The following is a 25,786-nucleotide window of genomic DNA, read 5'->3' as shown; positions in this document are numbered from 1 at the left end:
GGCGAGTATCCCCTCAGGCGTTGCCGAGGACCCGGTCGACCGCGATCTGCAGCACCACCCGCCGGGGGTTCGGCCGGGGCTGCTTGTACTCGGCGGCGTAGCGGCGCTCGGCGTCGGCGACCACGTCGGGCTCGTCCCGCACGACGGCGCGGCCCTCCAGGGTGGACCAGGTACGCCCGTCGACGACGGTGACGCTGACCCGGGCCCCGTCCGGTCCGGCCGCGGCGACGTTGCGCGCCTTCTGCGACCCGCCGCTGCAGATCACCCGGGCGGTGCGCTCGGCCACGTCGACGGTCACCCCCACCGGCGCCGCGTGCGGGGTGCCGTCGCGGCGCAGGGTCACCAGGACGCACGGCCGGCGCTGGGACCAGAGCTCGACGAACGCGTCGGAGACGCCGTCGTCGAGCGACCGGCGACGGCGACGGGGCGGGACGGGGGTGGTGGTCACGTCGCCATCCTGGACGTCGCAACGCCCCGGGCGCGCCCGGCACGCCGAGGAGCCGGTCACTCCGGGCGACACCACTCGCCCCGGTGATCCCCGTACGGGCGACTTGTCTGGCCCCGCCGACCGGGTGTCGCTTCACTCTCCGCCATCGGACAGGGCGTCCCGTTCGCCCCACCGGTCACGAGGATCACGTTCGTCACAGGGAGTGGATCATGACCGCACGTTCGCTCGTCCGCCGCACCGGCGCCGTCGCCGCCACCGTCACCCTCGCCGCGCTCGCCGGGCTCCCGCTGGCCGGGGCGGCGTCGGCCGCGGAACCGGCCGCCACCCCGGTGACGAGCGTCGTCACGGCCCCGGCCCAGGAGGACACCGAGGAGCCGCCGACCGAGGAACCCACCGACGACGCGACGCCGGCCGACGACGACCCGGACGCCACCGACCCCGAGGAGACGGCGCCCGAGGAGACGACCACGGCTCCGCAGACGACCACTCCCGCGGCCGGTGCTCCCGCCACCGGGCGCGGCAGCGACCTGGACTGCGTCGACCTCTCCCGCGCCCAGGCCCAGGCGGTGCTCGCCGCCGACCCCTCGGACCCGAACAACCTGGACCGCGACGGCGACGGCCGGGCCTGCGAGGGCCCGGACCTCGTCGCGGCGGCCGGCACCGGGCAGGTGCGCGCGGTCCCCGGCGGCGGTGTCGAGGCCGGTGACGGCTCCGGCGGCGCCGGGGTCGACCCGACGGTGTTCCTGCTGGTCGGGACCGGTGCGGTCCTCGCCGCCGGGGCGGGTGTCGTCGTGTGGAGCGGGCGTCGCACCGGCCGCGCGTCGCTCCCCCTGACCACCCGCCACTCGTGACCCGCACCCCCGCGCACACCGGTCCGCCGGGCACGAGGCCGGTCGGACGCGGGCGCTGCGGCCCCGCGTGCGGGGCCGGTCCGCGGGAGCTGCCCGGGCCACACGGCCGCCGCGGGCCGCGCGGGGTGCGACGGGTGTGGTGGGGGGTGCTCGTCGTGCTGGCGCTGGCCGTGCCGCTCGGGGCGCCGCCGGTGGCGATCGGCGGAACGGTTCCGCCGCTGCCCACGACCACGCTCCGCCCGGCGGCGGCCCCGCTGCCGCCGTCGGACCTGGTGCGGGTGCGGGCGCCCTCGATCGGGCTCGACAGCGGGCTCGTCCCGCTCGGCCTGACCGGGCGGGGGACGCTGGAGGTGCCACCCGACGGTGCCGCCACCGGCTGGTACACCGGCGCCCCCGCGCCGGGCTCCCGGGGGCCTGCGGTGCTCGCGGCACACGTCGACTGGGACCACGAGCCGGGCCCGTTCTTCCGGCTGCACGCGCTCGCCCCCGGTGACCTGGTGTCGGTCGACCGCGCCGACGGCACCGCCGCGACCTTCGAGGTCCAGGCCGTCCGTCGCTACGCCAAGGACCGCTTCCCCACCGCGGCCGTCTACGGCGACCTGCCCGGCGCGGGCCTGCGGATGATCACCTGCGGCGGGACGTTCGACCGGGGCGTGCGCAGCTACACCGACAACGTGGTGGTGCTCGCCTCGCTGGTCGACCCGGGTCGCGGCCCGGTGTAGACGCCGGTCGGCCGGAACCGCAGGCCGGGCTCGGCGTACTCCTCCAGGGCGTGCGCCACCCAGCCGACGGTCCGGGCGCAGGCGAACAGCAGCTCGCCGGCGTCGGGGCTCAGGTCGTGGGCGTGCATCAGCGCGGCGAGCGCGAGGTCGACGTTCGGGGCGGGGCCGTCCCCACCGCGGTCCATCCCCGCGACGACGGCGTCGACGCAGGCCACGACGCGGTCCGCGGCCGGGTCCGCGCGGAGCCGGTCGAGCAGCACCGTCGTGCGCGGGTCGGTGCCCCGGTACACCGAGTGCCCGAAGCCCGGGACCCGCTCGCCGGCCCGCAGCCGCTGGGCGAGCACGCCGGACGGGTCGTCCTGGGCCTCGGTGAGGAAGCGGTGGGCGAGCCCGCTGACCAGTCCGTGGCGGGGCCCGTCCAGGGCGCCGAGCCCGGCCGAGACGACGGCGTGCACGTCGGCCAGGGTGCTCGCGGCGACCCGGGCCGCGACCGTCGACGACGCCAGGCCGTGGTCGGCGAGCAGGACCAGCGCGGCGCGGACGTGCCCGGCCGTCGCCGACGCGGGTGCCCGGCCCGGGTCACGCAGCAGCGCCGGCAGCAGCCGCTCCGCCAGGTCGGACGGTCCGGACCCCGGGTCCCCGGCGAGTGCGGTCACGACCGTCCCCAGCAGCGCCGACGCCGTCGCCACCACCGCGCCCGGCCGGGCGGCGGCACGCAGCGGGTCGGCCGCGGCCACCGCGGCGACGGCGAGCCGGAACCGGTCGGTCGCCCGTGCCCCGGCGGGGGCGGCGTCGAGCACGGCGCGCGCCGGGGCGAGCAGGTCCGGGGCGGCGTCGAACGACACCCGGCCCGGGACCTCCCACAGCAGCGCCGCGACCTGCTCGAGGTCCGCCGACCCCGCGAGCGCCGGCGCCGCCACCCCGCGGAACCACGGCCCCCCGTCGGCGACGAGTGTGATCCGCGTCCTGATGCGCTCGACCGTCCCGGACGGCTCCCCCGCCTCCCGGCCGCGCGCGGCGAGGGCCTCCACCTCGTCCTGGGCGAACCGGCTGCCCCGCCGCTGCGCGCCGCGCACGCTGGTCAGCAGCCCGCGGCTGGCGTAGGCGTAGACGGTCTCCCGCTTCACGCCGAGGCGTTCCGCGGTCTCGGCGACGGTCAGGTACTCCACGAGATGGACCGTATCAACATTGATCCGATCAATATTGACAACGATTCCCGACGGGCGGACGGTCCGGTCATGACCAGCACCGACAGCACCGGCACCGCCGCCCCGCAGGTCCCACCGGGCCTGCGCGGCGTCGCCGTCACCACTACCCGGATCGGGGACGTCCGCGGAGACGAGGGCTTCTACCACTACGGCCCGTACTCCGCGGTCGACCTCGCGCGCACCCGCACCTTCGACGACGTGTGGTTCCTGTTCGTCCACGGCCGCCTCCCGGGCACCGCCGAGCTCGCGAAGTTCGCCGCCACCACCGCGCAGCGCCGGGTCCTGCCCGACGCCGTCGCCGCGCAGCTGCCCGCGATCGCCGAGGCCTGCGGGCCCGACCTGCTCGCCGGGCTGCGCACCGCCCTGTCGCTGCTCGGCCCGCAGCACGGGATGCGGCCGCTCTGGGACGACCCGACGGCGGGCCCCCGCGACGCCGCGACCGTCTGTGCCGCGACACCGACCGTCCTCGCCGCGCTGCACCGGCTGCGTCACGGCCTCGACCCGGTCGCCCCGCGTACCGACCTGTCGTCCGCCGCGAACTGGCTGTGGATGCTGGCCGGCGCCGAGCCCGCGCCGACGCACGTCCGCGCGCTCGACGCCTACCTCGTGGCGACGGTGGACCACGGCTTCAACGCCTCCACCTTCACCGCCAGGGTGGTCGCCTCCACCGGCGCCGACGTCGCGTCCTGCGTGGTCGCCGCGCTCGGCGCGTTCGCCGGGCCGCTGCACGGGGGCGCCCCCGACCGCGCGCTGGAGAGCCTCGACGCGATCGACCGTGACGCCGGCGGCTCGCCGGAGCGCTGGGTGGCCGACCGGCTCGCCGCGGGGATGCGGATCATGGGGTTCGGCCACGCCGTCTACCGCGGGCCGGACCCGCGCTCGGCGCTGCTGCGCGAGGTGGCCGCGGAGCTGGGCGGGCCGCTGCCCGCGCGAGCCGCCGACGTCGAACGGCGGGTCGCCGCCACCCTCGCCGAGCTGCGTCCGGACCACCCGCTGTTCGCGAACGTGGAGTTCCACGCGGGCGTGGTGATGGAGGGCTGCGGGATCCCCCGCAGCATGTTCACGCCGACGTTCGCGGTCAGCCGGGTCGTCGGCTGGTGTGCACACGTGCTGGAGCAGGCCGCGCAGCGCCGGCTGATCCGTCCCTCCGCGGCCTACGACGGCCCGCCGCCGCCCGAGCCGGTCCCGCCGCGCGCGGAGTGACCCGGCTTGCCGGACGGGTGACCGGCGTGCTCATCTGATGGGTGACTCCCGCTTCGGCGGGGGTCCGCCGTCAGCACGATCCGTCACCCCACCACGGAGGTCGAGTGTTCCGGGCACGCCGTCCGCACCAGCAGCCCGAGAGCACCCACCCCGGGGGAACCGCACCGGCGCCGCCGCGCCCCGGCGTCGCGATCGCCGTCCTGGCCTCCTGCGGACTGCTCGTCTCACTGGTCCAGACGATGGTCGTGCCGCTGCTGCCGCGGTTCCCGGAGCTGCTCGACGTCAGCGGGTCGACGGCGTCGTGGCTGATCACCGCCAACCTCGTCGCCGGCGCGGTGTCGGCGCCGGTGCTGGGGCGGCTCGGCGACATGTTCGGCAAGCGCCGGATGCTGCTCGTGGCGCTCGGCCTGGTCGGGGTGGGGTCGCTGCTCGGCGCGCTGGCGCCCGGGATCGAGCTGCTGCTCGTCGCCCGGGTGCTGCAGGGCGCCGCGTTCGGGGTGATCGCGCTCGGGATGAGCCTGATGCGCGACGTCCTGCCCGCCGACCGGGTCGGGTCCGGGGTCGGGCTGATGTCGTCCTCGCTCGGCTTCGGCGGGGCCATCGGGCTGCCGATCACCGGCGTCGTCGCCCAGTTCGCCGGCTGGCGCTGGCTGTTCGCCGGGGCCGCGGTGCTCGGCGTGCTGCAGATCCTGCTGGTCCGGCGGCTGGTGGCCGAGTCACGGCTGCGCACCGGCGGCCGGTTCGACGTGCCGGGGGCGTTCGGCGTCGGCGGGGCACTGGTGTGCCTGCTGCTGGCGATCTCCAAGGGCGACGACTGGGGCTGGACGTCGGCGACCGTGCTCGGCCTGTTCGCCGGCACCGTGGTGCTGGTCGCCGCGACCGCCTGGTACGAGCTGCGCGTCCCCGCGCCGCTGGTGGACCTGCGGGTCTCGGCACGGCCCGCCGTGCTGCTGACCAACCTCGCCTCGGTGCTGGTGGGCTTCGCGATGTTCGCGGGCTTCGTGCTCGCCACCCAGATCCTGCAGGCCCCCGTCTCGACCGGCTACGGGTTCGGGCTCTCGCTCGTCGTCGCCGGGCTGGTGCTGCTGCCGATGGGCGGGTCGATGGTGGTGTTCTCCTCGGCCTCGGCCCGGCTGTCGCGGCTGCGGGGCCCGCGCACCACCCTGGTGGTCGGCACGCTGCTCCTCGGGGCGGGCAACTTCGCCTTCGCCGCGATGCCCTCGACGGTGCCGCTCCTGATGGCCGCCTCGACCGTGGCCGCGGTCGGCGCCGCGCTCGCCTACTCGGCGATCCCACTGACGATCATGCGGGCGGTGCCGGAGTCGGAGACCGCCGCGGCGAACAGCCTCAACACCCTGGCCCGGCAGCTCGGCACGAGCTCGTGCACCGCGGTCGTCGCCGCGGTGACGGCGACCTACGTGCTCGGCGACGGCGGACCGCCCTCGGCCACGGCGTACACGATCTCCTTCGTCGCGGCGGGCGCCGCCGGGCTGCTCGCCACGGTCCTGGTGCTGCTCACGCCCGCGCCGAAGGCGGAGACCGTCGCGGCCCCGGCCCCGGCGACCGCCCACGGCTGAACACCGGAGCGCCCCGGAACGGTGTCCGGGAATTCGGGATCGCATTCCGCAGTCGCATTCCCACCGTGCGCCGCCGGGCGGCCGCCGCGGCGCCAGCGTACGACCGTCCACATCGGAGGACGAGCCCCGTCCTCCCCCGTTCGGACGATGGTGCCCCCCCCCCCCCCCCGGAGCGCGGGTGACGATCACCGCGCGGACTGTGACGCCGACGACCATGCCCCCTGTGGGGCGTGCACGTGCCGGGACCGACCGGCCACGCCCGGTGATCGTTCCACTGTGGACGAGCCCGCCCGTCAACCTGCGGGTCTGCGGAGCTCTTTCCGAGAACCGGCGAGTAGACCGACCGGTAACATTCTCGCCAGTAACAGTCGGAGTTGACCGACCATCCGTGAGAGCGCACACTCGGCGGCTGGATCACATTCCGATCGTGACTGTTCATCGATAGCGTTGCAGGCACCGCAACCGATCCGATCGACCAGGCCGCACCGCGTCCCGCCTGGCGATTCCGCCGGTCGTCGCCGCTGCTGGAGGTCGTCACATGAAACCGTTCGTGGTCAACAACCACGACCGACTGGTCTTTCCCGCCAATTTTCTCGGTGAACTCGATTTTTCCGTCATCGACGACCTGGAACAGTTCACGGCCATCGTCGGTCGCGATTTCGAGGCAAAGGCGCCCACCGGCACCGACATCCTGGAGCGGGTCACCAACGGTGCTTACGAGAGTCGCTTCGCGCTGCTGCGCGACATGAGCCAGAACCTGTTCTGGGTCAACCGGTACACGCTCACCATGTTCGAGAAGCGCCCGACCCGCTGGCGTGACCTCCCCCGCCACCGCGCCGACGTCTTCCTCCCGCTGCTCACCCCCTGGCGCGACGGCGACAAGAAGATCCGGGCCGTCGCCGATGCCTTCGCCGCGCTCCCCACCACCTGGGACGAGGAGACCGAGCGCCGCATCTTCGAGCTCCTCTTCGACGTCTACGGCAACCGCCGTCACCACGCGACCGAGCTGCCCGCGGTCAAGCCGACCGTCGAACAGTTCCTCACCACGCCCGGCGCGCAGACCTTCGTCGTGCCCCACCACGACCCGGACTACCCGGTCTTCTCCTTCACCGAGATCCTCGACGCGCACGCCGAGCGCCCCGAGCTCGAGGCCCTGACCCGGTGGGCGATGGTGCTGCACAACCAGTACCCCTGGGACCGTGCCGCCACCGAGCTGCGCACCGCCGAGGAGATCGGCGACGACGAGTACGTCATCGCCTTCCACCCGCGCAACCGCGACGTCGAACAGTTCCTGGACCGCGCCACCGGCGCCCGTCCGGCGCGTCGCGGCCGGCTCTCCACCCAGTCCGACCCGGTCGAGCCCGTCACCCCGCTGCCCCCGATCCGGGTGCGCGAGGCGTTCGCGGTGCAGCCGAAGGTGGAGGCCCTCGCCGTCGTCCGGGGTGAGCACGTCTGCTCCAACGACGACGTCGTCCGCAACTCCGCGTTCTCCTGGTCACCGATGAGCGCCGACGAGATCGCTGCCAAGACCGGCATCGACCAGCGCCGCTACACCGAGCTCGACATCGAGGACCTGGCCTGGGCCGCCGCGGTCCGCGCGCTGGAGCACTCCGGCCGCGACCGCTCCGAGATCGGCGCCGTGCTCGTCGCCACCTGCACCAGCGAGCGGCTCATCCCGTCGCTGTCGACGTGGCTGTCCGGTCGCCTGGGCCTGCTGCAGACGCACTGCTCGGCCGACATCATCGCCGCCTGCGCCGGGCTGCCCTACGGCCTGTCCGAGGCCGTGCGCCAGCTGCAGGAGGTGAACCGGCCGGTCCTGCTGGTCTGCGTCGAGAAGTTCTCCGACAAGATCGGCAACGTCCGCACCTCGCGGATGATCTTCGGCGACGGCGCGGCCGCGATGGTCATCGCCCCGGCCGCCGAGGGCGAGCGCGGCGACGTCGACCTGCTGCAGACCTACGCGTCGGGCCCGGACACCCAGGTGAACTCGATCATCTGGCCGAACCCGGAGTTCGACAACGACATCACCGTCTACGGCCCCGAGGTCAAGGCGCTGGTCGCCCGCTACCTGGCGCAGATGATCGACGAGCTCACCGAGCAGGCCGGACCCGACGGCGAGGGCACGATGCTCGACGCGGTCGACCTGATCGTCCCGCACCAGGCGAACAAGACGATGATCCTGCAGCTCGCGGGCAAGGCGGGGCTCTCGGCCGACCAGCTGTACTTCAACATCGAGTCGATGGGCAACGTGTCCGCGGCATCCATCCCGATCGCGCTGTTCGACTCCGTGGCCGACGGCGTGGTGGCCGGCCGGACCCGGGTCTTCGCGCCCGGCTTCGGGGCCGGCGCGGTGGGCGGCTACGCGGTGCTGGAGATCGACCCGGCCGTGATGGCGCCGGAGGTCCACCTGGACCCGACGGCCGCCGCGGTGGCCGAGCCGGCCGTCGCCCCGACCTCCGACGACGTCCGCATCGCCTTCGGCGAGTAGCACGACCGGGTGACACGGGCCACAGTGGGCGGGAAGATCCCTGTCCGAGAGGTGAGCCCGCCCGCATTCCGGCACAGCCCGGGCGACCGTCCGTACCGACCCGCCGACCGCACGACGACGATGTCGGTGCGGCACCCCGCCGCCACCTCGTCGTCGCACTCGTAGGAGCAGTGAACCCCAGCCATGTTCTCGCGCATCGCCATCGTCAATCGCGGCGAGCCCGCCATGCGGCTCATCAACGCCGTCCGTGAGTGGAACGCCCAGAACGGGCCCGACCGCCGCCTGCGCACGATCGCGCTGCACACCGCCGTCGACCGCCGCGCGATGTACGTCCGCGAGGCCGACGAGGCCGTCCTGATCGGTCCGGACGACCCGGACCACATGGGCGCGAGCCCCTACCTCGACCACGCCGAGCTGGAGCGCGCGCTGCGTGTCACCCGCGCCGACGCGGTCTGGCCCGGCTGGGGCTTCGTGTCGGAGAAGGCCGAGTTCGCGGAGCTGTGCGAGCGGCTGGGGATCACCTTCGTCGGGCCGTCGGCGGAGGTCATGCGCCGGCTCGGGGACAAGATCGCGTCCAAGCAGCTGGCCGAGTCGGTCGGGGTGCCGATGGCGCCGTGGTCGGGCGGCCCGGTGGCCGACGTCGAGGCGGCCCGCAAGACCGCCGAGACCGTCGGCTACCCGCTCATGGTGAAGGCCACCGCGGGCGGCGGGGGGCGCGGCATCCGCTACGTGGCGGGCCCAGAGCAGCTCGACGAGGCCTTCGAGCGGGCCGCGTCGGAGGCGTCGAGGACCGCGGGCGACGCGACCGTGTTCCTGGAGCGCGCGGTGTCCGGCGGCCGGCACGTCGAGGTGCAGGTCGTCGCCGACGCCACCGGCGACGTCTGGACCCTCGGGGTGCGCGACTGCTCGGTGCAGCGGCGCAACCAGAAGGTGATCGAGGAGTCGGCCTCCACCGCGCTCGACCCCACGCAGGAGGAGCTGCTGCGCAGCTCGGCCGCCGAGCTGGCCCGCGCCGCGGGCTACGTCAACGCCGGCACCGTCGAGTTCCTCTACCAGCCCGAGGAGAAGCTGCTCTCCTTCCTCGAGGTCAACACCCGGCTGCAGGTCGAGCACCCGGTCACCGAGGCCTGCACCGGCGTCGACATCGTCAAGCTGCAGCTGCACGTCGCCGCGGGCGGCACGCTCGCCGAGGTCGCCCGCGAGGTGCCGGCGGCGCAGGGCTGGGCGATCGAGGCCCGGCTGACCGCCGAGGACCCGGAGCGCGAGTTCGCCCCCGCCCCGGGCCGGATCGAGCACCTGGCACTGCCGTCGGGTCCCGGCATCCGGGTCGACACCGGCGTGGCAGCGGGCGACGTCATCCCGCCGCAGTTCGACTCCATGATCGCCAAGGTGATCGCCTGGGGCCGCGACCGCGACGAGGCCCGCGCGCGGCTGTCCCGGGCACTGCGCCAGACCGCCGCGGTGATCGACGGCGGCTCCACGAACAAGGCGTTCCTGCTGGACCTGCTCGACCGCGACGAGTTCCGCTCGGGCGAGCTGCAGACCACCTGGCTCGACGCGATGATGGCCGAGGGCTACGCACCGCCCCGCCGGCTCGACGTCGCGCTGCTCGCCACCGCCGTGCTGAGCCACGACGGCCACGTCGCCCGCCAGCAGGAGCGGCTGTTCCGCTCCGCGGAGGCCGGCCGGCCCGAGGTGGGCTACGAGACCTGGCACCAGACCGACGTCACCGTCGCCGGGCAGTCCTACAAGCTCAAGGTCGCCCGGACCCGCGCCGGGCGCTACACCGTCGAGCTGGACGTGCCTACCGCCGGAGGCGGCTCCTCGACGCAGTCGGTCGACGTCGACGTCGAGCGCAACGGCGCCTACGAGCGCCGGCTCACCGTCGGCGACCACTCCTGGACCGTGCTGTCGGTCGCGCAGGAGGCGGACTACCTCGTCGAGGTCGACGGCGCCGTGCACCGCATCTCCGGCGGCGAGGCCGGCATCGTCCGCGCCCCCGCCCCGGCGATGGTCGTCGCGCTGCCGGTCACCGCGGGCCAGACCGTGGCCGAGGGCGACACCCTCGCGATCGTCGAGTCGATGAAGCTGGAGACCTCGCTGCGGGCGCCGTTCGACGGCACCGTCGCCGAGATCCTCGTCCCGGCCAACACCCAGGTCGACGGCGGCACGAAGCTGGTGCGGCTGGAGCCGTCGGCCGACGCGGACGCCGCGGCCCCCAGCGGGGAGCGCGCCAACCTGTCCGCGTTCGCCGCGACCGGCGCCGACACCGACCCCGCCGCGACCGCGGCCGACGCGCTGTCCGCGCTGCGCTTCCAGGTGCTGGGCTTCGACGTCGACGAGCGCCAGGCCCGCCCGCAGCTGCGCCGCCTCGCCGGCGCCCGCGAACGGCTGGCGGCCGACGACCCGGCCGTGCTGGCCGGGGAGACCGCCGTCCTGCAGATCTTCGCCGACCTGTGCCAGCTCTCGCGCAACCGGTCCGAGACCGACGACGAGACCGGCGAGACCGAGCGCAATCCGCAGGAGTACCTCTACGCCTACCTGCGCTCCCGCGACGCCGAGGACGAGGGCCTGCCCGAGTCCTTCCAGGCCAAGCTGCGCCGGGCGCTGGCCCACTACGGCGTCGCCGAGATCGACGGTGGCGCGGCCCGCGCCGACGATCTCGGCCCGGCGCTGTACCGGATGTTCCTGGCCCACCGCCGCGCACCGCAGCAGGTGCCGGTGGTGCTGGACCTGCTGAACTGGCGGCTGCGCCACCCGGAGTCGGTCGCGCACCTGTCCCCCGCGGCGCGCGAGGACTACCTGCGCACGCTCGACGAGGTCGTCGTCGCCACCCAGCTGCGGCACCCGGTCGTCGGCGACACCGCCCGGCTGGTGCGCTACCGCGCGTTCGACGCGCCGGTCGTCGCGGCCGAGCGGGACCGGGCGCTGGCCGAGGTCCGGGAGAGCCTCGACGTGCTGGCCGAGAACCCCGACGCCGACGACCGGGCCCGCCGGATCGACGCGCTCGTCAGGTCCTCGGAACCGATCCTCGGCGTGTTCGGCGAGCGGCACGACGCCGTCCTGCTGGAGGTCATGACCCGGCGCTACTACCGGGTGCGGGTGCTGCGCGACCTGGAGCTCGTCGAGCACGCGGGCAAGCCGCTGCTGACCGCCCGCTACCAGCACCTGGGCCGGGACCGCACGCTCTTCGCCTCGGTGATCGACAACAACGACCCGGCCGCCGCGCAGGCCGTGTCCGACGAGCTGCGCCGCCGCGTCGGCGAGCTCGACGGGGACCGCACCGCGCTCGTCGACCTCTACGTCACCTCGACCAAGGCCGACGACGGCGGCGACCCCGACGCCCGCGCCGAGCGCGTCCGCGCCGCCCTGGGGAAGGTGCCCGCGCACCTGCACCGGGTCGCCGTCGCCGTCCGCCCGAACCCGCGCGCCGCGGGCACGGCGAGCGAGGAGGCCGAGCCGCCGACCTGGTTCACCTTCCGGCCCGACGAGACCGGCGAGCTGGTCGAGGACCGCACGCTGCGCGGCATGCACCCGCTCGTCGCGGACCGGCTGCGGCTGTGGCGCTTCCGCGACTTCGAGCTGCACCGCCTGCCCGCCGCCACCGACGTGCACCTGTTCCGCGCCACCGGCCGCGAGGTCACCGCCGACGACCGGCTCGTCGCGATGGCCGACGTCCGCGAGCTGACCGTGCTGCGCGACGAGGAGACCGGCAAGGTCCGCTCGCTGCCGCAGTTCGAGCGGGCGCTCGACGCCTGCATCAACTCGCTGCGTGCCGCCCGCGCCGGGGACCGCACGCTGGCCCGGATGTCGTGGAACCGGATCGCCCTCTACGTGTGGCCGGAGGTCGACGTCCCGCTCGCCGAGCTGGACTCGGTGGTCCGGCGGCTCGCGCCGCGCACGGCCAACCTCGGCCTGGAGCAGGTCCTCGTCGAGTTCCGCACGGCCGATCCGCAGGTCACCGGGGGTCAGGGCGGTCCGCGCTCGATGCTGCTGCGCATGTCGCGCCCGCCCGGCGCGGGGCTGCAGGTCAAGCTCGACCAGCCCCCGACCGAGCCGATGCGCGAGCTCGACGCCTACGACCAGAAGGTGCTCAAGGCCCGTCGCCGCGGTGCCGTCTACCCGTACGAGATCGTCCCGCTGCTCACCGCCCCGATCGACGCCGGCCCGGGCACCTGGCAGGAGTACGACCTCGTCGACTCCGGCGACCCGGCCCTGCCGGTGCCGGTCGACCGCGCGCCCGGCGGCAACACGGCCAACCTCGTGCTCGGCGTCGTCTCGGTGCCGACCCGGCGCTACCCGGAGGGCATGAAGCGGGTCGTGCTGCTCGGCGACCCGACCCGGGCCCTCGGCGCGATCGCCGAGCCGGAGTGCCGCCGGGTGCTGGCCGCGATCCACCTGGCCCGCGAGCTGGACGTGCCGATCGAGTGGTTCGCCGTCTCGGCCGGCGCGAAGATCGCGATGGACTCCGGCACCGAGAACATGGACTGGATCTCCCGGGTGCTGCGCGGGATCATCGAGTTCACCCAGGACGGCGGGGAGCTCAACGTCGTCGTCACCGGCATCAACGTCGGCGCCCAGCCCTACTGGAACGCCGAGGCCACGATGCTCATGCACACCAAGGGCATCCTGGTGATGACGCCGGACTCGGCCATGGTGCTGACCGGCAAGCACTCACTGGACTTCTCCGGCGGGGTGTCGGCCGAGGACAACTTCGGCATCGGCGGCTACGACCGGATCATGGGCCCGAACGGGCAGGCGCAGTACTGGGCGCCGGACCTGAGCGGCGCCGTCGGCGTGCTGCTGGCGCACTACGCCCACACCTGGACCCAGCCGGGCGAGCGGTTCCCGCGGCCAGCCCCGACCACCGACCCGGTCTCCCGCGACGTCACGACCGCCCCGCACTCCGGGCCCAACTGCGAGTTCACCACCCTCGGCGAGATCTGGGCGCCGGAGACCAACCGGGAGCGCAAGAAGCCGTTCGACATCCGCTCGGTGCTGCGCGGCGTCGCCGACGCCGACCACCCGACGTCGGAGCGCTGGGCCGACATGCACGACGCCGAGTCGGTCGTCGCGCTCGACGCCCACCTCGGCGGCCAGCCGATCGCGATGATCGGCATCGAGTCGCGGCCGCTGCCGCGGCGCGGGCCGCGCCCGGTCGACGGGCCGTCCCAGTTCACCGCCGGGACGCTGTTCCCGCGCTCCTCGCGCAAGTGCGCGCGGGCCATCAACGCCGCGTCGGGCAACCGGCCGCTGGTCGTGCTGGCGAACCTGTCCGGGTTCGACGGCTCGCCGGAGTCGCTGCGCGGCCTGCAGCTGGAGAACGGCGCCGAGATCGGCCGGGCCATCGTCAACTTCGACGGCCCGATCGTGTTCTGCGTGGTCTCCCGCTACCACGGCGGCGCGTTCGTGGTGTTCTCCGGAACGCTGAACGACAACATGGAGGTCGCCGCGATCACCGGCTCCTACGCCTCCGTGCTCGGCGGGGCGCCCGCGGCGGCCGTCGTGTTCGCCGGCGAGGTCAACGACCGCACCGCCAAGGACGAGCGGATCACCGACCTGGAGGCCCGGATCACCCGGGCCGTCACCGACGGGGACGAGGCGACGGCGGCCCGGCTGCGCGGGGACCTCGCCACGCTCCGCCCGGACGTCCGCTCCGAGAAGCTCGGCCAGGTCGCCGAGGAGTTCGACACCAAGCACTCCATCGAGCGGGCGCGGTCCGTCGGCTCGGTGCACCGGATCGTCAGCCCCGACCAGCTCCGGCCCTACCTGGCCGATGCGGTCCAGCGGGGCATGAAGCGCACACTCGACACCCTTGGAGGAACCGCATGACCGCGATCACCGACACCAACCCGGAGCAGCGCGTCGCCATCGTGACCGGGGGTGCGCGCGGGATCGGTGCGGCGATCACCACCGCGCTGGCCCGCACCGGCGTGCACGTGGCCGCCGGGTACTCGTCCAACTCCAAGGCCGCCGACGAGCTGAAGGGCAAGCTGGAGGCCGAGGGCGCGTCGATCTCGGTGCACCAGGGCAACGTCGGCTCGCCCGAGGACTGCCAGCGGGTCGTGTCCGAGGTGCTGGAGCAGAAGGGCCGCGTCGACTATCTGATCAACAACGCCGGCATCACCGTCGACAAGACCGTCCGCAAGCTGACCGTCGACGACTGGCACGCCGTGCTGCGGATCAACCTGTCCGGCGCGTTCTACATGACCAAGGCCGTGCTGGAGCACATGACCGGCAACGAGTTCGGCCGGATCGTGAACATCTCCTCGGTGATCGGCCAGATCGGTTCGATCGGGCAGGCGAACTACGCCTCCTCCAAGGCGGGCCTGATCGGCTTCTCCAAGTCCCTCGCCCAGGAGGTCGCGAAGAAGGGCGTCACGGTCAACTGCGTCGCACCCGGCTTCATCGAGACCGAGATGGTCGCCGCGGTGCCGGAGAAGGCGCTCGAGAAGATCGTCTCGAAGATCCCGGTCGGCCGTCTCGGCCAGGCCGACGAGATCGCCCGGGCCGTACAGTTCCTCGTCGACGACCGCGCCGGGTACGTGACCGGCTCGGTGATCAGTGTGAACGGCGGGCTGGACATGGCGTCCTGACCGTCGTTCTCCCCGGCCGAGGGCCTCGCACGGAGTCGTGCGGGGCCCTCGTGCGTACCCGGGTCAGCCGCGGTGGCAGAGGCCCTTGGCCGCCAGTACCCGCGCGACGGCGGTGTCGTTGTCCTGCGCCGTGATCCGCCCGTCGGCCAGCGCCTTCTCCGCGGCGTCGAGCAGCGGTGCGACCGGGGTGACGTTGGAGAACAGCGCCATGTCCGCGCCCGCGGTCAGGGCCCGGGTGGTGGCCTCGGCCAGCCCGAAGCGGTCGGTGATCGCCTTCATCGCACCGAGGTCGTCGGTCATGGCGAGACCGTCGAACCGGTAGTCCTCGCGCAGCAGCCGGTAGGCGGCCGGGGCGATGCTGGTGGGCACGTCGGTGGTCAGGCCGGGGACGTCGAGGTGGCCGAGCATGACCCCGACCCGCCCGTCGAGCGGCTTCCCCGGTCCGACGAGGTCGGCGTAGGGCCGCAGGTCACCGGCGCGCAGCTCCTCCAGCGGCGGGGTGCTCACCGACCCCTTGTGCGAGTCACCGGAGCTGTGCCCGTGGCCGGGGAAGTGCTTGAGGACGCCGAACACCCCGCCGGCCTCCTGGCCCTGCACCCAGGCCGCGGCGTAGCGGGTGACGGTGGCCGGGTCGTCGGAGAACGACCGGTCCCCGATGACGGCGGTGCGCGGCTGGTCGGAGACGTCCACCGACGGCGCGAGGTTCCAGGTCACGCCGCGGGCCTTCAGCTGTTCGGCGCGCTCGCGGGCGATCTCGGTGACCTGCTCGGGGCTGTCGGACGCGGCCATCTGCCGGGCGCTGGGGACGTCGCCGTCGAGCTCGTCGATGCGCTGGACCCGGCCGCCCTCCTCGTCGACGGCGACGGCCAGCCGCGTGCGGGAGGCCTCCTGCAGCGCCGCGAGCCGGCCGTCCTGCAGCAGCGCGGTCGCGTTGCCGCCGAGGAACACCCCGCCGACCTGCGAGTCCCGCACGATCGCGGTGGCGCCGGCCGGATCGGCCGCGTCCACCCCGACCATCAGACGCTGGGCGAGCCGGTCGCGGGGGGACAGCGCCGCCACCATCGGGGCGCAGGTGTCCGGGTCCGGCGCCGGCTGTGCCTGCACCGCATCCGGACCGGCGTCCGGCTGTGGGACGCCGGTGCTGTTCGCGGTGAGCTGCGGCCCGGCGACGGCGACGAGCCCCGCCGTCAGCGCGCCCACGACGGCGGCGGTGAGCAGTCCGGTGCTGCGACGACGTCGCTGCCGGATCACGGGGTGGGGTCGTCCAGGCACTCGCATCGCGACCATCGTGACAGGCCCTCGCCGGTCCGGCACCCCCGCCGCGCCGCCACCGGTTCGCCCGGACCGCACGCGGCCGGGCCCTCCCGCCGGTGCCCGGACGCCCCGCCGTCGCCACGGCGGGGACTCCGACGCCGCGGTCAGCCGATCGCGGGGACCCGCTCGGACTCCGGCGGCGGACCGGGCGGGGTGCCGTCGCCGAACGGGCGCCCGCCCAGCTCCTCGCGGCCGTGTGGGGTCGTCCAGCCGGCGAGGTCGGGCCCCTTCGGGACGATCCCGGTCGGGTTCACCGACGCGTGCACGCCGTAGTAGTGCTGCTTGACCTGCTCGAAATCGATGGTGTCGCCGAAGCCGGAGGTCTGGAACAGGTCCCGGGCGTAGGCCCACAGCACCGGCAGCTCGGTCAGCTTGTGCCGGTTGGCCTTGAAGTGGCCGTGGTAGGCGGCGTCGAAGCGGACCAGGGTCACCCACAGCCGGATGTCGGCCTGGGTGATCGAGTCCCCGACCAGGTAGCGGCGCGTCGACAGGTGCTGCGACAGCTCGTCCATCCGGGACCAGAGGGCGTCGTAGGCGCGGTCGTAGGCACGCTGGGACGAGGCGAACCCGCACTTGTAGACGCCGTTGTTGACGTCGTGGAAGATCCCCTTCCCGATCTCCTCGATCGCCTCCGGGTCGGTCCACAGGTCCGGTGCGCCGTCGCGGTGGAACTCCCGCCACTCGGTGGACAGGTCCCGCTCCAGCAGCGCGTACTCGTTGGTGACGACCTTCCCCGAGGCGACCTCCACCATCGCGGGGACGGTGACGCCCTCGGCGTAGCCGGGGACGGCCCTCTCGTAGGCCTCGCGCAGGTACTCGATCCCGAGCACCGGGTCGACGTTCCCGGGGTCGAGGTGGAAGCGCCAGCTGCGCTCGTCGTGCAGCGGGCCCGCGATGCCCAGCGAGATCGCGTCCTCCAGCCCGAGCAGCCGCCGGGTGATGATCACCCGGTTCGCCCATGGACAGGCGCGCGCACCGACGAGGCGGTAGCGGCCCGCCTCGACCGGCCACGGCGACGACCCGTCGGCCGTGATCCGCTCGGCCACCCCGAGCGCCTCCCGTACGAACTCACCGCTGTCCTGGTCGGTCCCCATGCCCGCCAACGCTAGCCCTGTGGTCGGATGGGCGCATGAGCGTCGACGGTGACCTCGAACGCGGTCTGTCCGACCTGGTCGCGCCGGGCTCCCGGGTGGCACTGGCCGACGGCTGTGGGCTCCCCTACGCGCTCGCCCGTCCGCTGTCGCGTGTGGCGGCCCGGGCCGGGGGTGTGCGGCTCGTCCTGGGCTGGGTGCCCGGCCCGGCCCCGGATCTCGACCCGGACGCGTTCGCCGACATCCGCACCGTCGTCGGCGGGCCGGGAGCGCGGGTGTTGATCGAGGCCGGGCACGCCCACCGGGTGCCCGCCCGGCTCTCCGCGGTGCCGGCGCTGCTCGCCGGTCCGCTGCGGCCGGACCTGCTGCTCGCCACCGTCGTCCGCGACGACGCCGGTGACCTGCGGTTCGGCGCCGAGGTGTCCTGGATGCGCGGTCTGGCCGAGGCCGGTGTCCCGGTCGCCGCGCTGGTGTCGGCCTCGGCCCCGCACGCCGACACCGGACCGCCGCTGCGCGGGGTGGCCGTGCTCGGCGAGGTCGACGGACCGATCGGGGCGCCACACACCGTCGGCACCCCGGCCCCGACCGATGCCGACCGGGCCGTCGCGGCCGCGGTCGCCGCGCTGGTCCCGGCCGGGGCACGGATCCAGTTCGGGCCGGGCCGGCTGGCCGCGGCGCTGGTCGCGGCCCTGGACGTGCCGGTAGCGGTGGACTCCGGGCTGCTCGCCGACCCGGTCGTCGACCTCGACGAGCGCGGGCTGCTGCGCGGCACCCCGACCTCGACGGCCCTCTACGGCAGCCCCCGGCTGCACGACTGGGCCGACCGGCTGGGCCGGGCCGGGCGGGCGACCGTGCGCCCGATCGAGTACACCCACGACGTCTCCCGTCTGACCTCGGCCCCGGGGCCGCTGGTCGCGCTGAACACCGCCCTGGAGATCGACCTCGACGGCCAGGTCAACGTCGAGGGCGTCGCGGGGTCGGCGGCCGGGATGATCGGCGGGCACCCGGACTTCGCGGCCGCCGCGGCCCGGGGGCCAGGCCTGTCGGTGATCGCGTTGCCGTCGGCGCACCGCGGCCGCCCGACGCTGGTCGAGCGGCTCGGCGGGCCGGTCACCACGCCGTCGCACGACGTCGACGTGGTCGTCACCGACCGGGGTACGGCGGACCTGCGGGGGCTCGGCCGCGGCGAACGGCGGCACGCGCTGAGCTCCCTGTGGGGCGGCGCCGTTGCGCCGGACGGATGAACTCGAATCCATGGTGTGACCGGAGTCATCCATCACCCGGGGTGAGTGGATGGGCGCCGCCCCGGGCGCGGCCCGTCGTGGCCGGGCCTCGGTGACTCCGCGTCCCCACCGGACCGACGGCGTGTGACGGCCGTATGACGTCACTGGTGGGCCCGCGCGCCGCCCGGTCCTGTCCCGGCCCGGCCGCGGCCGTCCGGTGAGACCCCGGATGACCGGCCGCGTTGCGCATAGCACAACGCGGCCGGCCGATCCAGGATCACCCTCGGTGAGCGGACAGGGGCCGCGGGGGCACCTACGGTCGGGCCGTCCAGCACCCGAGCGCCGAGGAGGCGCGCCACATGACGGCAGACCAGGAGTTCGGCGACGCGCCGACCGAGGTCCGCGAGTCCACCCACTACCGGCAGGAGTACGTGCAGACGTTCGTCGACAAGTGGGACGAACTGATCGACTGGCGGGCCCGCTACGCCGGCGAGGGGAAGTTCTTCGTCGAACAGCTCCGCAGGCGCGGGGTCACCAGCGTCCTCGACGTGGCGACCGGCACCGGCTTCCACTCCGTCCGGCTGCTGGAGGAGGGCTTCGAGACCGTCGTCTCCGCCGACGGCAGCGCCGAGATGCTGGCGAAGGCCTTCGCCAACGGGATGAAGTTCGGCGGGCACGTCCTGCGCGTCGTGCAGGCCGACTGGCGGTGGCTGAACCGGGACGTGCACGGCGAGTACGACGCGATCATCTGTCTCGGGAACTCGTTCACGCACCTGTTCTCCGAGCGTGACCGCCGCAAGGCGCTCGCCGAGTTCTACGCCATGCTCTCCCACGACGGTGTGCTGATCCTCGACCAGCGCAACTACGACGCGATCCTGGACAACGGCTTCAGCTCCAAGCACCAGTACTACTACTGCGGCGACGACGTGGTGGCCGAGCCGGAGTACGTCGACGACGGCCTGGCCCGGTTCCGCTACAGCTTCCCGGACGGCTCCCGCTACCACCTCAACATGTTCCCGCTGCGCAAGGACTACACCCGGCGGCTCATGCAGGAGGTCGGGTTCCAGCGGATCGACACCTACGGCGACTTCCAGTCGACCTACGCCGACGACGAGCCCGACTTCTTCGTGCACATCGCCGAGAAGGCCTACCTCGACCAGGAGGACGTCGCGTGACGCGGACGCCCGAGCACACCGCCGAGCACACTGCCGAACACACCGCCCGGTCGTACTACGACTCCGACGACGCCGACACCTTCTACGCGCGGGTCTGGGGCGGTGAGGACATCCACGTCGGCGTGTACGAGGACCCGGAGGAGCTGATCTCGGTCGCGAGCGCCCGCACGGTGACCCGGATGGCGCAGGTCGCCGGGGTCGGCCCGGGCACCCGGGTGCTGGACCTGGGAGCCGGCTACGGCGGCGCGGCCCGCAGGCTGGCGGCCGGGCACGGGGCCGCGGTGCACTGCCTCAACCTCTCCCCCGTCGAGAACGCCCGCAACGAGCGGATGACCCGCGAGCAGGGGCTGGACGAGCAGGTCACCGTCACCACCGGCAGCTACGAGGCCGTGCCGGTCGAGGACTCCTCGGTGGACCTGGTGTGGTCCCAGGACGCGTTCCTGCACTCCGGCGACCGGGACCGGGTGCTCGACGAGGTCGCCAGGGTGCTGCGCCCGGGCGGGCAGGTGGTGTTCACCGACCCGATGGCCGTCGACGGGCTGGACCAGTCCTCGATCCAGCCGATCCTGGACCGGATCGCGCTGTCCACGATGGGCACACCCGGCTTCTACACCGACGGGCTGGAACGACGCGGCTTCACCGGTGTGCGGTTCCACGACCACGCCGGGCAGCTGCCGACGCACTACCGCCGGGTGCGCGAGGAGCTCGTCGCGCACGAGGAGGAGCTGTCGTCGTCGATCTCGCGGCCCTACCTGACCGCGATGAAGGCCGGCCTGCAGCACTGGGTGGACGGCGGGCGGGCCGGGAAGCTCACCTGGGGCATCGTGCACGCCGTCCGGTCCTGAGGACCGCCAGCGGTCAGCCGCCCAGGAACGCGCGGACCGCGGCGGTGGTCGCGGCGGGCTGCTCGTCAACGAGGAAGTGCCCGGCCCCGGTGAGCGCCTCACCGGTGACCAGGTCCGGGTCGGCGGCGGCGCGGCGCCACACCTCCAGGGGGCTCTCGGCGTTGGCACCGACGACACCGCGCTCGCCCCACAGCACCAGAGTGGGCGCGGCGATCCGCTCCCCCGCCCGCTCCGAGGCGGCGTCGTGGTCGAGGTCGATCGAGGCGCCCGCCCGGTAGTCCTCCAGCATCGCGTGCCGGGCGGCCGGGTCGGCGAACGCGCGCTCGTAGGAGGCCAGCGCCTCGGGCGGGTGCGCGTCGAGCCCGGAGCCCCAGCCGCCGAGCAACGAGTGCAGGAAACCGATCGGGTCCCCGGCGATGAGCCGTTCGGGCAGGTCGGCGGGCTGGATGAACAGGAACCAGTGGAAGTACGCCGTCGCCAGCGCCCGGTCGGTGTGGGCGTAGACGTAGGCGGTGGGGAGGATGTCCAGCAACGCCGCCCGCGTGATCCGCTCGGGATGGTCGAGCAGCATCCGGTGGGTGACGCGGGCGCCGCGGTCGTGGGCGACGACGGCGAAGGTGTCGAAGCCGAGGCGGGCCATCACGTCGACCTGGTCGGCGGCCATCGCCCGGAACGAGTAGCCGGCGTGGTTCTCGCCGTCGGCGGGGCGGCCGGACTCGCCGTATCCCCGCAGGTCCGTCGCGACGACGGTGTGGTCGCGCGCCAGGTCCGCCGCGAGCGGCCCCCACATGGCGTGGGTCTGCGGGAAGCCGTGCAGCAGCAGCACCGGCGGGCCCTGTCCGCCGCGCACCCCGTGGACGACGACCCGCTCCTCGGGCGGCCCGACGGTCAGGTCGAGGGCGTCGAACTCGGCTGTTCCGGGCACGGGTGCCGTCCTTCCTGGTCGCCTCGCGCACCGGCGGCAGCCGGGCGTGCCACATCGAACACCCAGAACCGCAGCACCGCGAACCGCAGCAGCCCGCCGACGAGGCTGGCGGCGGCGACGACCGCCGCCTCCTCTCCCGGTGTGGTGTCCCCGGCGACCTGGTGCAGCGCGAGCAGCACCGCGGAGGTGTAGGTCGCGTAGAACGCGACGGTGCCCGCGTCGTGCACCCACTCGCGCAGCCGGTGCGCGGGGGCGCCGTCGAAAGCGAAGCGGCGGCTGGCCTCGGTGCTGACCGCGGTGGTGAGGACCAGCGCGACCAGGTTCGCCGGGACCGCCGGGAGCACCGGGCGCAACAGCAGGAACAGCGCGGCGTTCAGCGCGGTCGCCCCGCCGCCGACGACGGCGTAGCGGGCGAGCTGCACGGCGAGGGGGTACCGCCGCGACACGGCGGCGACGGCGCCCGTCACGCGCCCGTGTACCCGGGCGGCGGACTGCGCCGGATCACCGAACGGCACGTGTGCCGACTGCGCTGCGTCCACCGGTCCTCCCGCCCCTGCTGGGTAGATCTTCGCAGGAGTACCCCCGAAGGATCACCCGAATCAACCGGACCCGTCACACCCGCCACACCGGTGAGGTCCCGGGCGGGTGCCGGCGCGGCCGGGCGCCGTCACAACGCGAGGAACACGGTCTCCCCCTCACCGCGCAGCCGGATGTCGAACCGGTACCGGCCCGGCCCGTCCGCGACGGCGACGAGCGTGTGCCGGCGGTCGGCCGGGACGGCGGTGAGCAGCGGGTCGGTGGCGTGCGCCGCGGCGTGCTCGGGGAAGTAGATGCGGGTGACGACGCGGTCGAGCAGGCCGCGGGCGAACACCGAGACGTTCACGTGCGGAGCCTCGGCGGAGCGCGCATCGGCACCGTGCGGAGCCCCGGCGGAGCGCGCATCGGCACCCTGCGGAGCCCCAGCGGAGCCCGCATCAGCACCCTGCGGAGCCTCGGCGGGCAGCGCACCCGGCAGCACGGTGCGGATCCACCACCGGCCCTCGTCGTCGGTGGGGCAGCGGCCGAAGCCGCGGAAGCCCTCGACGGACGGCTTCGCCGCGCCGCGGGGGTCGTCGGGGTGGTCGAAGCGGCCGTCCGGGTCGGCCTGCCAGGTCTCGACCAGCGCGTCCGGGACGAGTGCCCCGTTCCCGTCGAACACGGTCCCGCCGATCAGGACGGCGCCCGGGGTGCCGTCGGGCACGACGTCCGGGCCGTCCGGCCAGGGCAGGCCCAGCGCGAGGTAGGGGCCGACGGTCTGGGTCGGGGTCAGCGGCAGGCTCATGCGTGGGGCTCCTCGAACGGGGTGGCGCCGCGGCCGCGCAGCACGATGTCGAACCGGAACGCCAGCGCCCACTCCGGGCGGGTGGCCTCCAGGTCGAAGGTGGACACCAGCCGCGTCCGCGCCTGCTCGGGCGTCGCGTTGTAGATCGGGTCCTGGGCGAACAGCGGGTCGTCCGGGAAGTACATCTGGGTCACCAGCCGCTGGGTGAACGCGCGCCCGAACAGCGAGAAGTGGATGTGCGCGGGGCGCCAGGCGTTGTGGTGGTTGCCCCAGGGGTAGGCGCCGGGCTTGATCGTGGTGAACGAGTAGCCGCCGTGGGCGTCGGTGAGGACCCGGCCGCCACCGGTGAAGTTCGGGTCGAGCGGGGCGGGCCAGTTGTCCCAGCGGTGGGCGTAGCGGCCCGCGGCGTTGGCCTGCCAGACCTCGACCAGGGTGTCCGGGACGGGGCGGCCGTCGGAGTCGAGGACCCGGCCGAACACGACGATCCGCTGTCCCTGGGCCTCACCGTGCGCACCGACGGTGAGGTCGTCGTCGCCGGGGCGGACGGGCCCGGTGAGCAGCGGCCCGGTGATCTCGGTGAGCCGCTGGGGCAGGATCACCGGCTGCTCGGACGGCGCCCGCAGCGCGGTGCTGCGGTAGTCCGGTGAGAGCAGCGGTGCGTGGGTCCCGGCCGGGACGGGGGCGTAGCCCTGCATCGGCGGTCCTTCCTCGTGGTGGGTGGGTCTAGACGGCGCCGTGCGGGAGGCCGACGTAGTTCTCGGCGAGGCTCGTCGCGGCGGCGCGGGAGGTCACGGTGTAGCGCAGCTGGGAACGTTGCAGCCCGACGCCGAACGCGTCGCCGCCCTCGGTGGCGGGGTCGAAGCGGTGCAGCATCGAGGTCATGAACCAGGAGAAGTGCTCGGCCCGCCAGACGCGGCGCAGGCAGGTCTCGGAGTAGCCGTCGAGGCCCGCGTCGTCGCCGTCGCGCAGCGCGCGGACGACCGCGTCGGCGAGCACCCGGACGTCGGCGATGGCGAGGTTCATGCCCTTGGCGCCGGTGGGCGGCACGATGTGCGCGGCGTCGCCGGCGAGGAACAGCCGTCCGCGGCGCATCGGGGAGGCGACCATGCTGCGCATCGGGGTGACCGAGGGCTTCTCGATGAACTCGCCCTCGTTGATCGTGAAGCCGTCGCAGGCCAGGCGGGTGTGCAGGGCGTCCCAGATGCGGGCGTCGGACCAGTCGGACGGGTCGGTGTCGTTGGGGACCTGGACGTAGAGCCGGGTCACCTCGGGGCTGCGCATCGAGTAGAGCGCGAAGCCGTCGTCGTGGTGGGCGTAGACGAGTTCGTCGGTGGTGGGGGCGGCCTTCGCGAGCACGCCGAGCCAGGAGAACGGGTAGACGCGCTCGGCGATCTCCGGGGCGACGAGCGGGCGGGAGACGCCGTGGAAGCCGTCGCAGCCGGCGATGACGTCGCAGCGCAGGACGTGCTCGGTGCCGTCGGCCGCGGCGTAGGTGATCGACGGGGTGTCGGTGTCGACGTCGTGCAGGGCGACGCCGGTGACGCCGAACTCCACCGGCAGCCCGGTGGCGTCGACGCGGTCGGCGAGCAGGTCCTTCACGACCTCCTGCTGGCCGTAGACGGTGATGCCGGTGCCGACGAGGTCGGCGAAGTCGATGCGGTGGTCGGCGGCGGGTGCGCCGGGGGCCTCGGCGAAGCGCAGCGCGATGCCGGTGTGCGGCATGCCCTCGCGGTCCAGCCGGCCGGCGACACCCATCTCCCGGAGCAGCTCCACGGTCGGTGCCTCCAGCACGCCGGCGCGGACCCGCGCCTCGACGTAGGCACGGTCGCGGGACTCCAGGACCACCGACTCGATCCCGGACAGCGCCAGCAGCTTCGCCAGGACGAGCCCGGCGGGGCCTGCTCCGACGATGCCGACCTGGGTCCGGGTCTCGCGTCGCTGCGTCATGGGCGTCACCTTCCCGCCTGGGCACCGGAGCATTCGACCACGCTTCCGCTCTACGGAAGAATGCCCGGTCATGGCGACACGTCCGGTCCGGTCGGGGGTCACCGCGCGGGTGCTGGACGTGCTGGGCGCCTTCAGCGCGCAGGCCCCGGTGCTCGGGTTGACCGACATCGCCCGGCGCACCGGGATCCCGCTGACGACGGTGCACCGGATCGCCGGTGAGCTCGCCGCGGGCGGGGCACTGGACCGCGGCGACGACGGCCGCTACCGGATCGGGCTGCGGCTCTGGGAGATCGCGCACCTGGCCCCGGCCAGCCACGGGCTGCGGGAGGCGGCGATGCCGTTCCTGGAGGACCTGCACGAGGTCACCCGGCACAACGTGGCGCTCGCCGTGCTCGACCCGGACGACCCCGGCGAGGTCGTCTACGTCGAGCGCCTGTCCAGCCGCGGCGCCGTCTCGATCGTCTCGCGGACCGGGTCCCGGCTGCCGTCGACGGCGACCGGGGTCGGGCTCGTGCTGCTCGCGCACGCCGACCCGGCGGCGGTGGAGACGGTGCTGGCCCGCCCGATCCGCCGGTTCACCCCGTGGACGGTGTGCCGCCCCGACGGCGTCCGTGCGCTGCTCGCCCAGGCCCGGACCAGCGGGTTCGTGGTGTCCGACCGGCAGATCGAGGAGGTGTCGATGTCGGTGGCCGCGCCGGTGCGCGGCGGGGACGGGCCGGTCGTCGCCGGGCTGTCGATCGTCGTTCCGGCCGCGACGAACCCGCACACCCTGGTGCCCGCGGTGCGCGCGGCGGCCCGCGGGATCAGCCGGGCCCTCGCCGCATCGTGATCGTTCCGATGCCGTGGCCACGG

Annotated in this window: 20 protein-coding genes; 11 read left to right on the top strand and 9 right to left on the bottom strand. The window is 74.3% G+C overall.

The window, feature by feature from the left end; all coding sequences use genetic code 11:
* Nucleotides 1-13: 13 nt before the first annotated feature.
* A complete protein-coding gene (locus tag Ae717Ps2_RS04655) occupies nucleotides 14-448 on the bottom strand; it encodes a TIGR03618 family F420-dependent PPOX class oxidoreductase (protein ID WP_020622685.1) in 435 nt (144 codons plus the stop codon).
* Between the two features lie 209 nt (nucleotides 449-657).
* Here Ae717Ps2_RS04655 and Ae717Ps2_RS04650 point away from each other — a divergent pair, with 209 nt between their 5' ends.
* Nucleotides 658-1,299, top strand: a complete 642-nt coding sequence (locus Ae717Ps2_RS04650; RefSeq protein ID WP_075307878.1) for a hypothetical protein — start codon at nucleotides 658-660, stop codon at nucleotides 1,297-1,299.
* Nucleotides 1,296-2,021, top strand: coding sequence for a class F sortase (locus Ae717Ps2_RS04645; protein ID WP_233147441.1), 726 nt, complete (start codon nucleotides 1,296-1,298; stop codon nucleotides 2,019-2,021). Before Ae717Ps2_RS04650 ends, Ae717Ps2_RS04645 begins: the two co-directional genes overlap by 4 nt.
* Here the strand turns inward: Ae717Ps2_RS04645 and Ae717Ps2_RS04640 are convergent.
* Nucleotides 1,961-3,190 (bottom strand): citrate synthase, encoded by a 1,230-nt coding sequence (locus tag Ae717Ps2_RS04640; RefSeq protein ID WP_198932134.1) that lies wholly within the window; start codon nucleotides 3,188-3,190, stop codon nucleotides 1,961-1,963. The two genes, Ae717Ps2_RS04645 and Ae717Ps2_RS04640, sit on opposite strands and share 61 nt — an antisense overlap.
* Nucleotides 3,191-3,259: 69 nt before the next feature.
* Between Ae717Ps2_RS04640 and Ae717Ps2_RS04635 the strand changes: the two genes are divergently transcribed.
* The 5 genes from Ae717Ps2_RS04635 (at nucleotide 3,260) to Ae717Ps2_RS04615 (ending at nucleotide 15,093) form a co-directional block, all read left to right on the top strand.
* Nucleotides 3,260-4,432, top strand: coding sequence for a citrate/2-methylcitrate synthase (locus Ae717Ps2_RS04635; protein WP_075307880.1), 1,173 nt, complete (start codon nucleotides 3,260-3,262; stop codon nucleotides 4,430-4,432).
* Nucleotides 4,433-4,536: 104 nt separating this feature from the next.
* Nucleotides 4,537-6,009, top strand: a complete 1,473-nt coding sequence (locus Ae717Ps2_RS04630; RefSeq protein ID WP_075333069.1) for an MFS transporter — start codon at nucleotides 4,537-4,539, stop codon at nucleotides 6,007-6,009.
* A 538-nt stretch (nucleotides 6,010-6,547) separates the two neighbouring features.
* A complete protein-coding gene (locus Ae717Ps2_RS04625; RefSeq protein ID WP_075307884.1) occupies nucleotides 6,548-8,497 on the top strand; it encodes a 3-oxoacyl-ACP synthase III family protein in 1,950 nt (649 codons plus the stop codon).
* A 183-nt stretch (nucleotides 8,498-8,680) separates the two neighbouring features.
* Nucleotides 8,681-14,329 carry a biotin carboxylase N-terminal domain-containing protein gene (locus Ae717Ps2_RS04620; RefSeq protein ID WP_075333068.1) on the top strand — a complete coding sequence of 1,883 codons (5,649 nt, stop codon included), beginning with the start codon at nucleotides 8,681-8,683 and terminating at the stop codon, nucleotides 14,327-14,329.
* On the top strand, nucleotides 14,326-15,093 hold the full coding sequence (locus tag Ae717Ps2_RS04615) for a beta-ketoacyl-ACP reductase (protein WP_020625987.1): 768 nt from the start codon (nucleotides 14,326-14,328) through the stop codon (nucleotides 15,091-15,093). The genes Ae717Ps2_RS04620 and Ae717Ps2_RS04615 overlap by 4 nt, the downstream gene beginning before the upstream one ends.
* A 63-nt stretch (nucleotides 15,094-15,156) precedes the next feature.
* Here the strand turns inward: Ae717Ps2_RS04615 and Ae717Ps2_RS04610 are convergent, their stop codons facing one another.
* Together Ae717Ps2_RS04610 and Ae717Ps2_RS04605 are read right to left on the bottom strand one after the other, a co-directional pair.
* On the bottom strand, nucleotides 15,157-16,341 hold the full coding sequence (locus Ae717Ps2_RS04610; RefSeq protein ID WP_369804866.1) for a glycoside hydrolase family 3 N-terminal domain-containing protein: 1,185 nt from the start codon (nucleotides 16,339-16,341) through the stop codon (nucleotides 15,157-15,159).
* A gap of 170 nt (nucleotides 16,342-16,511) precedes the next feature.
* Nucleotides 16,512-17,501 (bottom strand): glutathione S-transferase family protein, encoded by a 990-nt coding sequence (locus Ae717Ps2_RS04605; protein WP_075307889.1) that lies wholly within the window; start codon nucleotides 17,499-17,501, stop codon nucleotides 16,512-16,514.
* A 35-nt stretch (nucleotides 17,502-17,536) separates the two neighbouring features.
* Here Ae717Ps2_RS04605 and Ae717Ps2_RS04600 point away from each other — a divergent pair, with 35 nt between their 5' ends.
* The 3 genes from Ae717Ps2_RS04600 (at nucleotide 17,537) to Ae717Ps2_RS40215 (ending at nucleotide 20,741) form a co-directional block, all read left to right on the top strand.
* A complete protein-coding gene (locus Ae717Ps2_RS04600) occupies nucleotides 17,537-18,742 on the top strand; it encodes an acetyl-CoA hydrolase/transferase C-terminal domain-containing protein (RefSeq protein ID WP_075333067.1) in 1,206 nt (401 codons plus the stop codon).
* A gap of 338 nt (nucleotides 18,743-19,080) precedes the next feature.
* Nucleotides 19,081-19,896, top strand: a complete 816-nt coding sequence (locus Ae717Ps2_RS40220; protein ID WP_083695637.1) for a class I SAM-dependent methyltransferase — start codon at nucleotides 19,081-19,083, stop codon at nucleotides 19,894-19,896.
* Nucleotides 19,893-20,741 (top strand): methyltransferase domain-containing protein, encoded by an 849-nt coding sequence (locus tag Ae717Ps2_RS40215; protein WP_083695636.1) that lies wholly within the window; start codon nucleotides 19,893-19,895, stop codon nucleotides 20,739-20,741. Before Ae717Ps2_RS40220 ends, Ae717Ps2_RS40215 begins: the two co-directional genes overlap by 4 nt.
* A gap of 13 nt (nucleotides 20,742-20,754) precedes the next feature.
* Here the strand turns inward: Ae717Ps2_RS40215 and Ae717Ps2_RS04590 are convergent, their stop codons facing one another.
* The 5 genes from Ae717Ps2_RS04590 to Ae717Ps2_RS04570 form a co-directional block, all read right to left on the bottom strand.
* On the bottom strand, nucleotides 20,755-21,666 hold the full coding sequence (locus tag Ae717Ps2_RS04590) for an alpha/beta fold hydrolase (RefSeq protein WP_198932133.1): 912 nt from the start codon (nucleotides 21,664-21,666) through the stop codon (nucleotides 20,755-20,757).
* Nucleotides 21,630-22,205 carry a GtrA family protein gene (locus Ae717Ps2_RS04585; protein WP_020625982.1) on the bottom strand — a complete coding sequence of 192 codons (576 nt, stop codon included), beginning with the start codon at nucleotides 22,203-22,205 and terminating at the stop codon, nucleotides 21,630-21,632. The genes Ae717Ps2_RS04590 and Ae717Ps2_RS04585 overlap by 37 nt, the downstream gene beginning before the upstream one ends.
* 128 nt (nucleotides 22,206-22,333) lie before the next feature.
* Complete coding sequence (locus tag Ae717Ps2_RS04580) at nucleotides 22,334-22,987, bottom strand: protocatechuate 3,4-dioxygenase subunit alpha (RefSeq protein ID WP_075307893.1); 654 nt, start codon at nucleotides 22,985-22,987, stop codon at nucleotides 22,334-22,336.
* Nucleotides 22,984-23,682, bottom strand: a complete 699-nt coding sequence (gene pcaH / locus Ae717Ps2_RS04575) for a protocatechuate 3,4-dioxygenase subunit beta (RefSeq protein WP_020625980.1) — start codon at nucleotides 23,680-23,682, stop codon at nucleotides 22,984-22,986. Before pcaH ends, Ae717Ps2_RS04580 begins: the two co-directional genes overlap by 4 nt.
* A gap of 28 nt (nucleotides 23,683-23,710) precedes the next feature.
* On the bottom strand, nucleotides 23,711-24,934 hold the full coding sequence (locus tag Ae717Ps2_RS04570) for a 4-hydroxybenzoate 3-monooxygenase (protein ID WP_020625979.1): 1,224 nt from the start codon (nucleotides 24,932-24,934) through the stop codon (nucleotides 23,711-23,713).
* A 70-nt stretch (nucleotides 24,935-25,004) separates the two neighbouring features.
* Here Ae717Ps2_RS04570 and Ae717Ps2_RS04565 point away from each other — a divergent pair, with 70 nt between their 5' ends.
* Nucleotides 25,005-25,763 carry an IclR family transcriptional regulator gene (locus tag Ae717Ps2_RS04565; RefSeq protein ID WP_075307895.1) on the top strand — a complete coding sequence of 253 codons (759 nt, stop codon included), beginning with the start codon at nucleotides 25,005-25,007 and terminating at the stop codon, nucleotides 25,761-25,763.
* The last annotated feature ends 23 nt before the right edge of the window (nucleotides 25,764-25,786 follow it).

Source organism: Pseudonocardia sp. Ae717_Ps2, assembly GCF_001932475.1.
Lineage (GTDB): Bacteria > Actinomycetota > Actinomycetes > Mycobacteriales > Pseudonocardiaceae > Pseudonocardia.
This window is presented reverse-complemented; position numbering and strand designations above follow the sequence as displayed.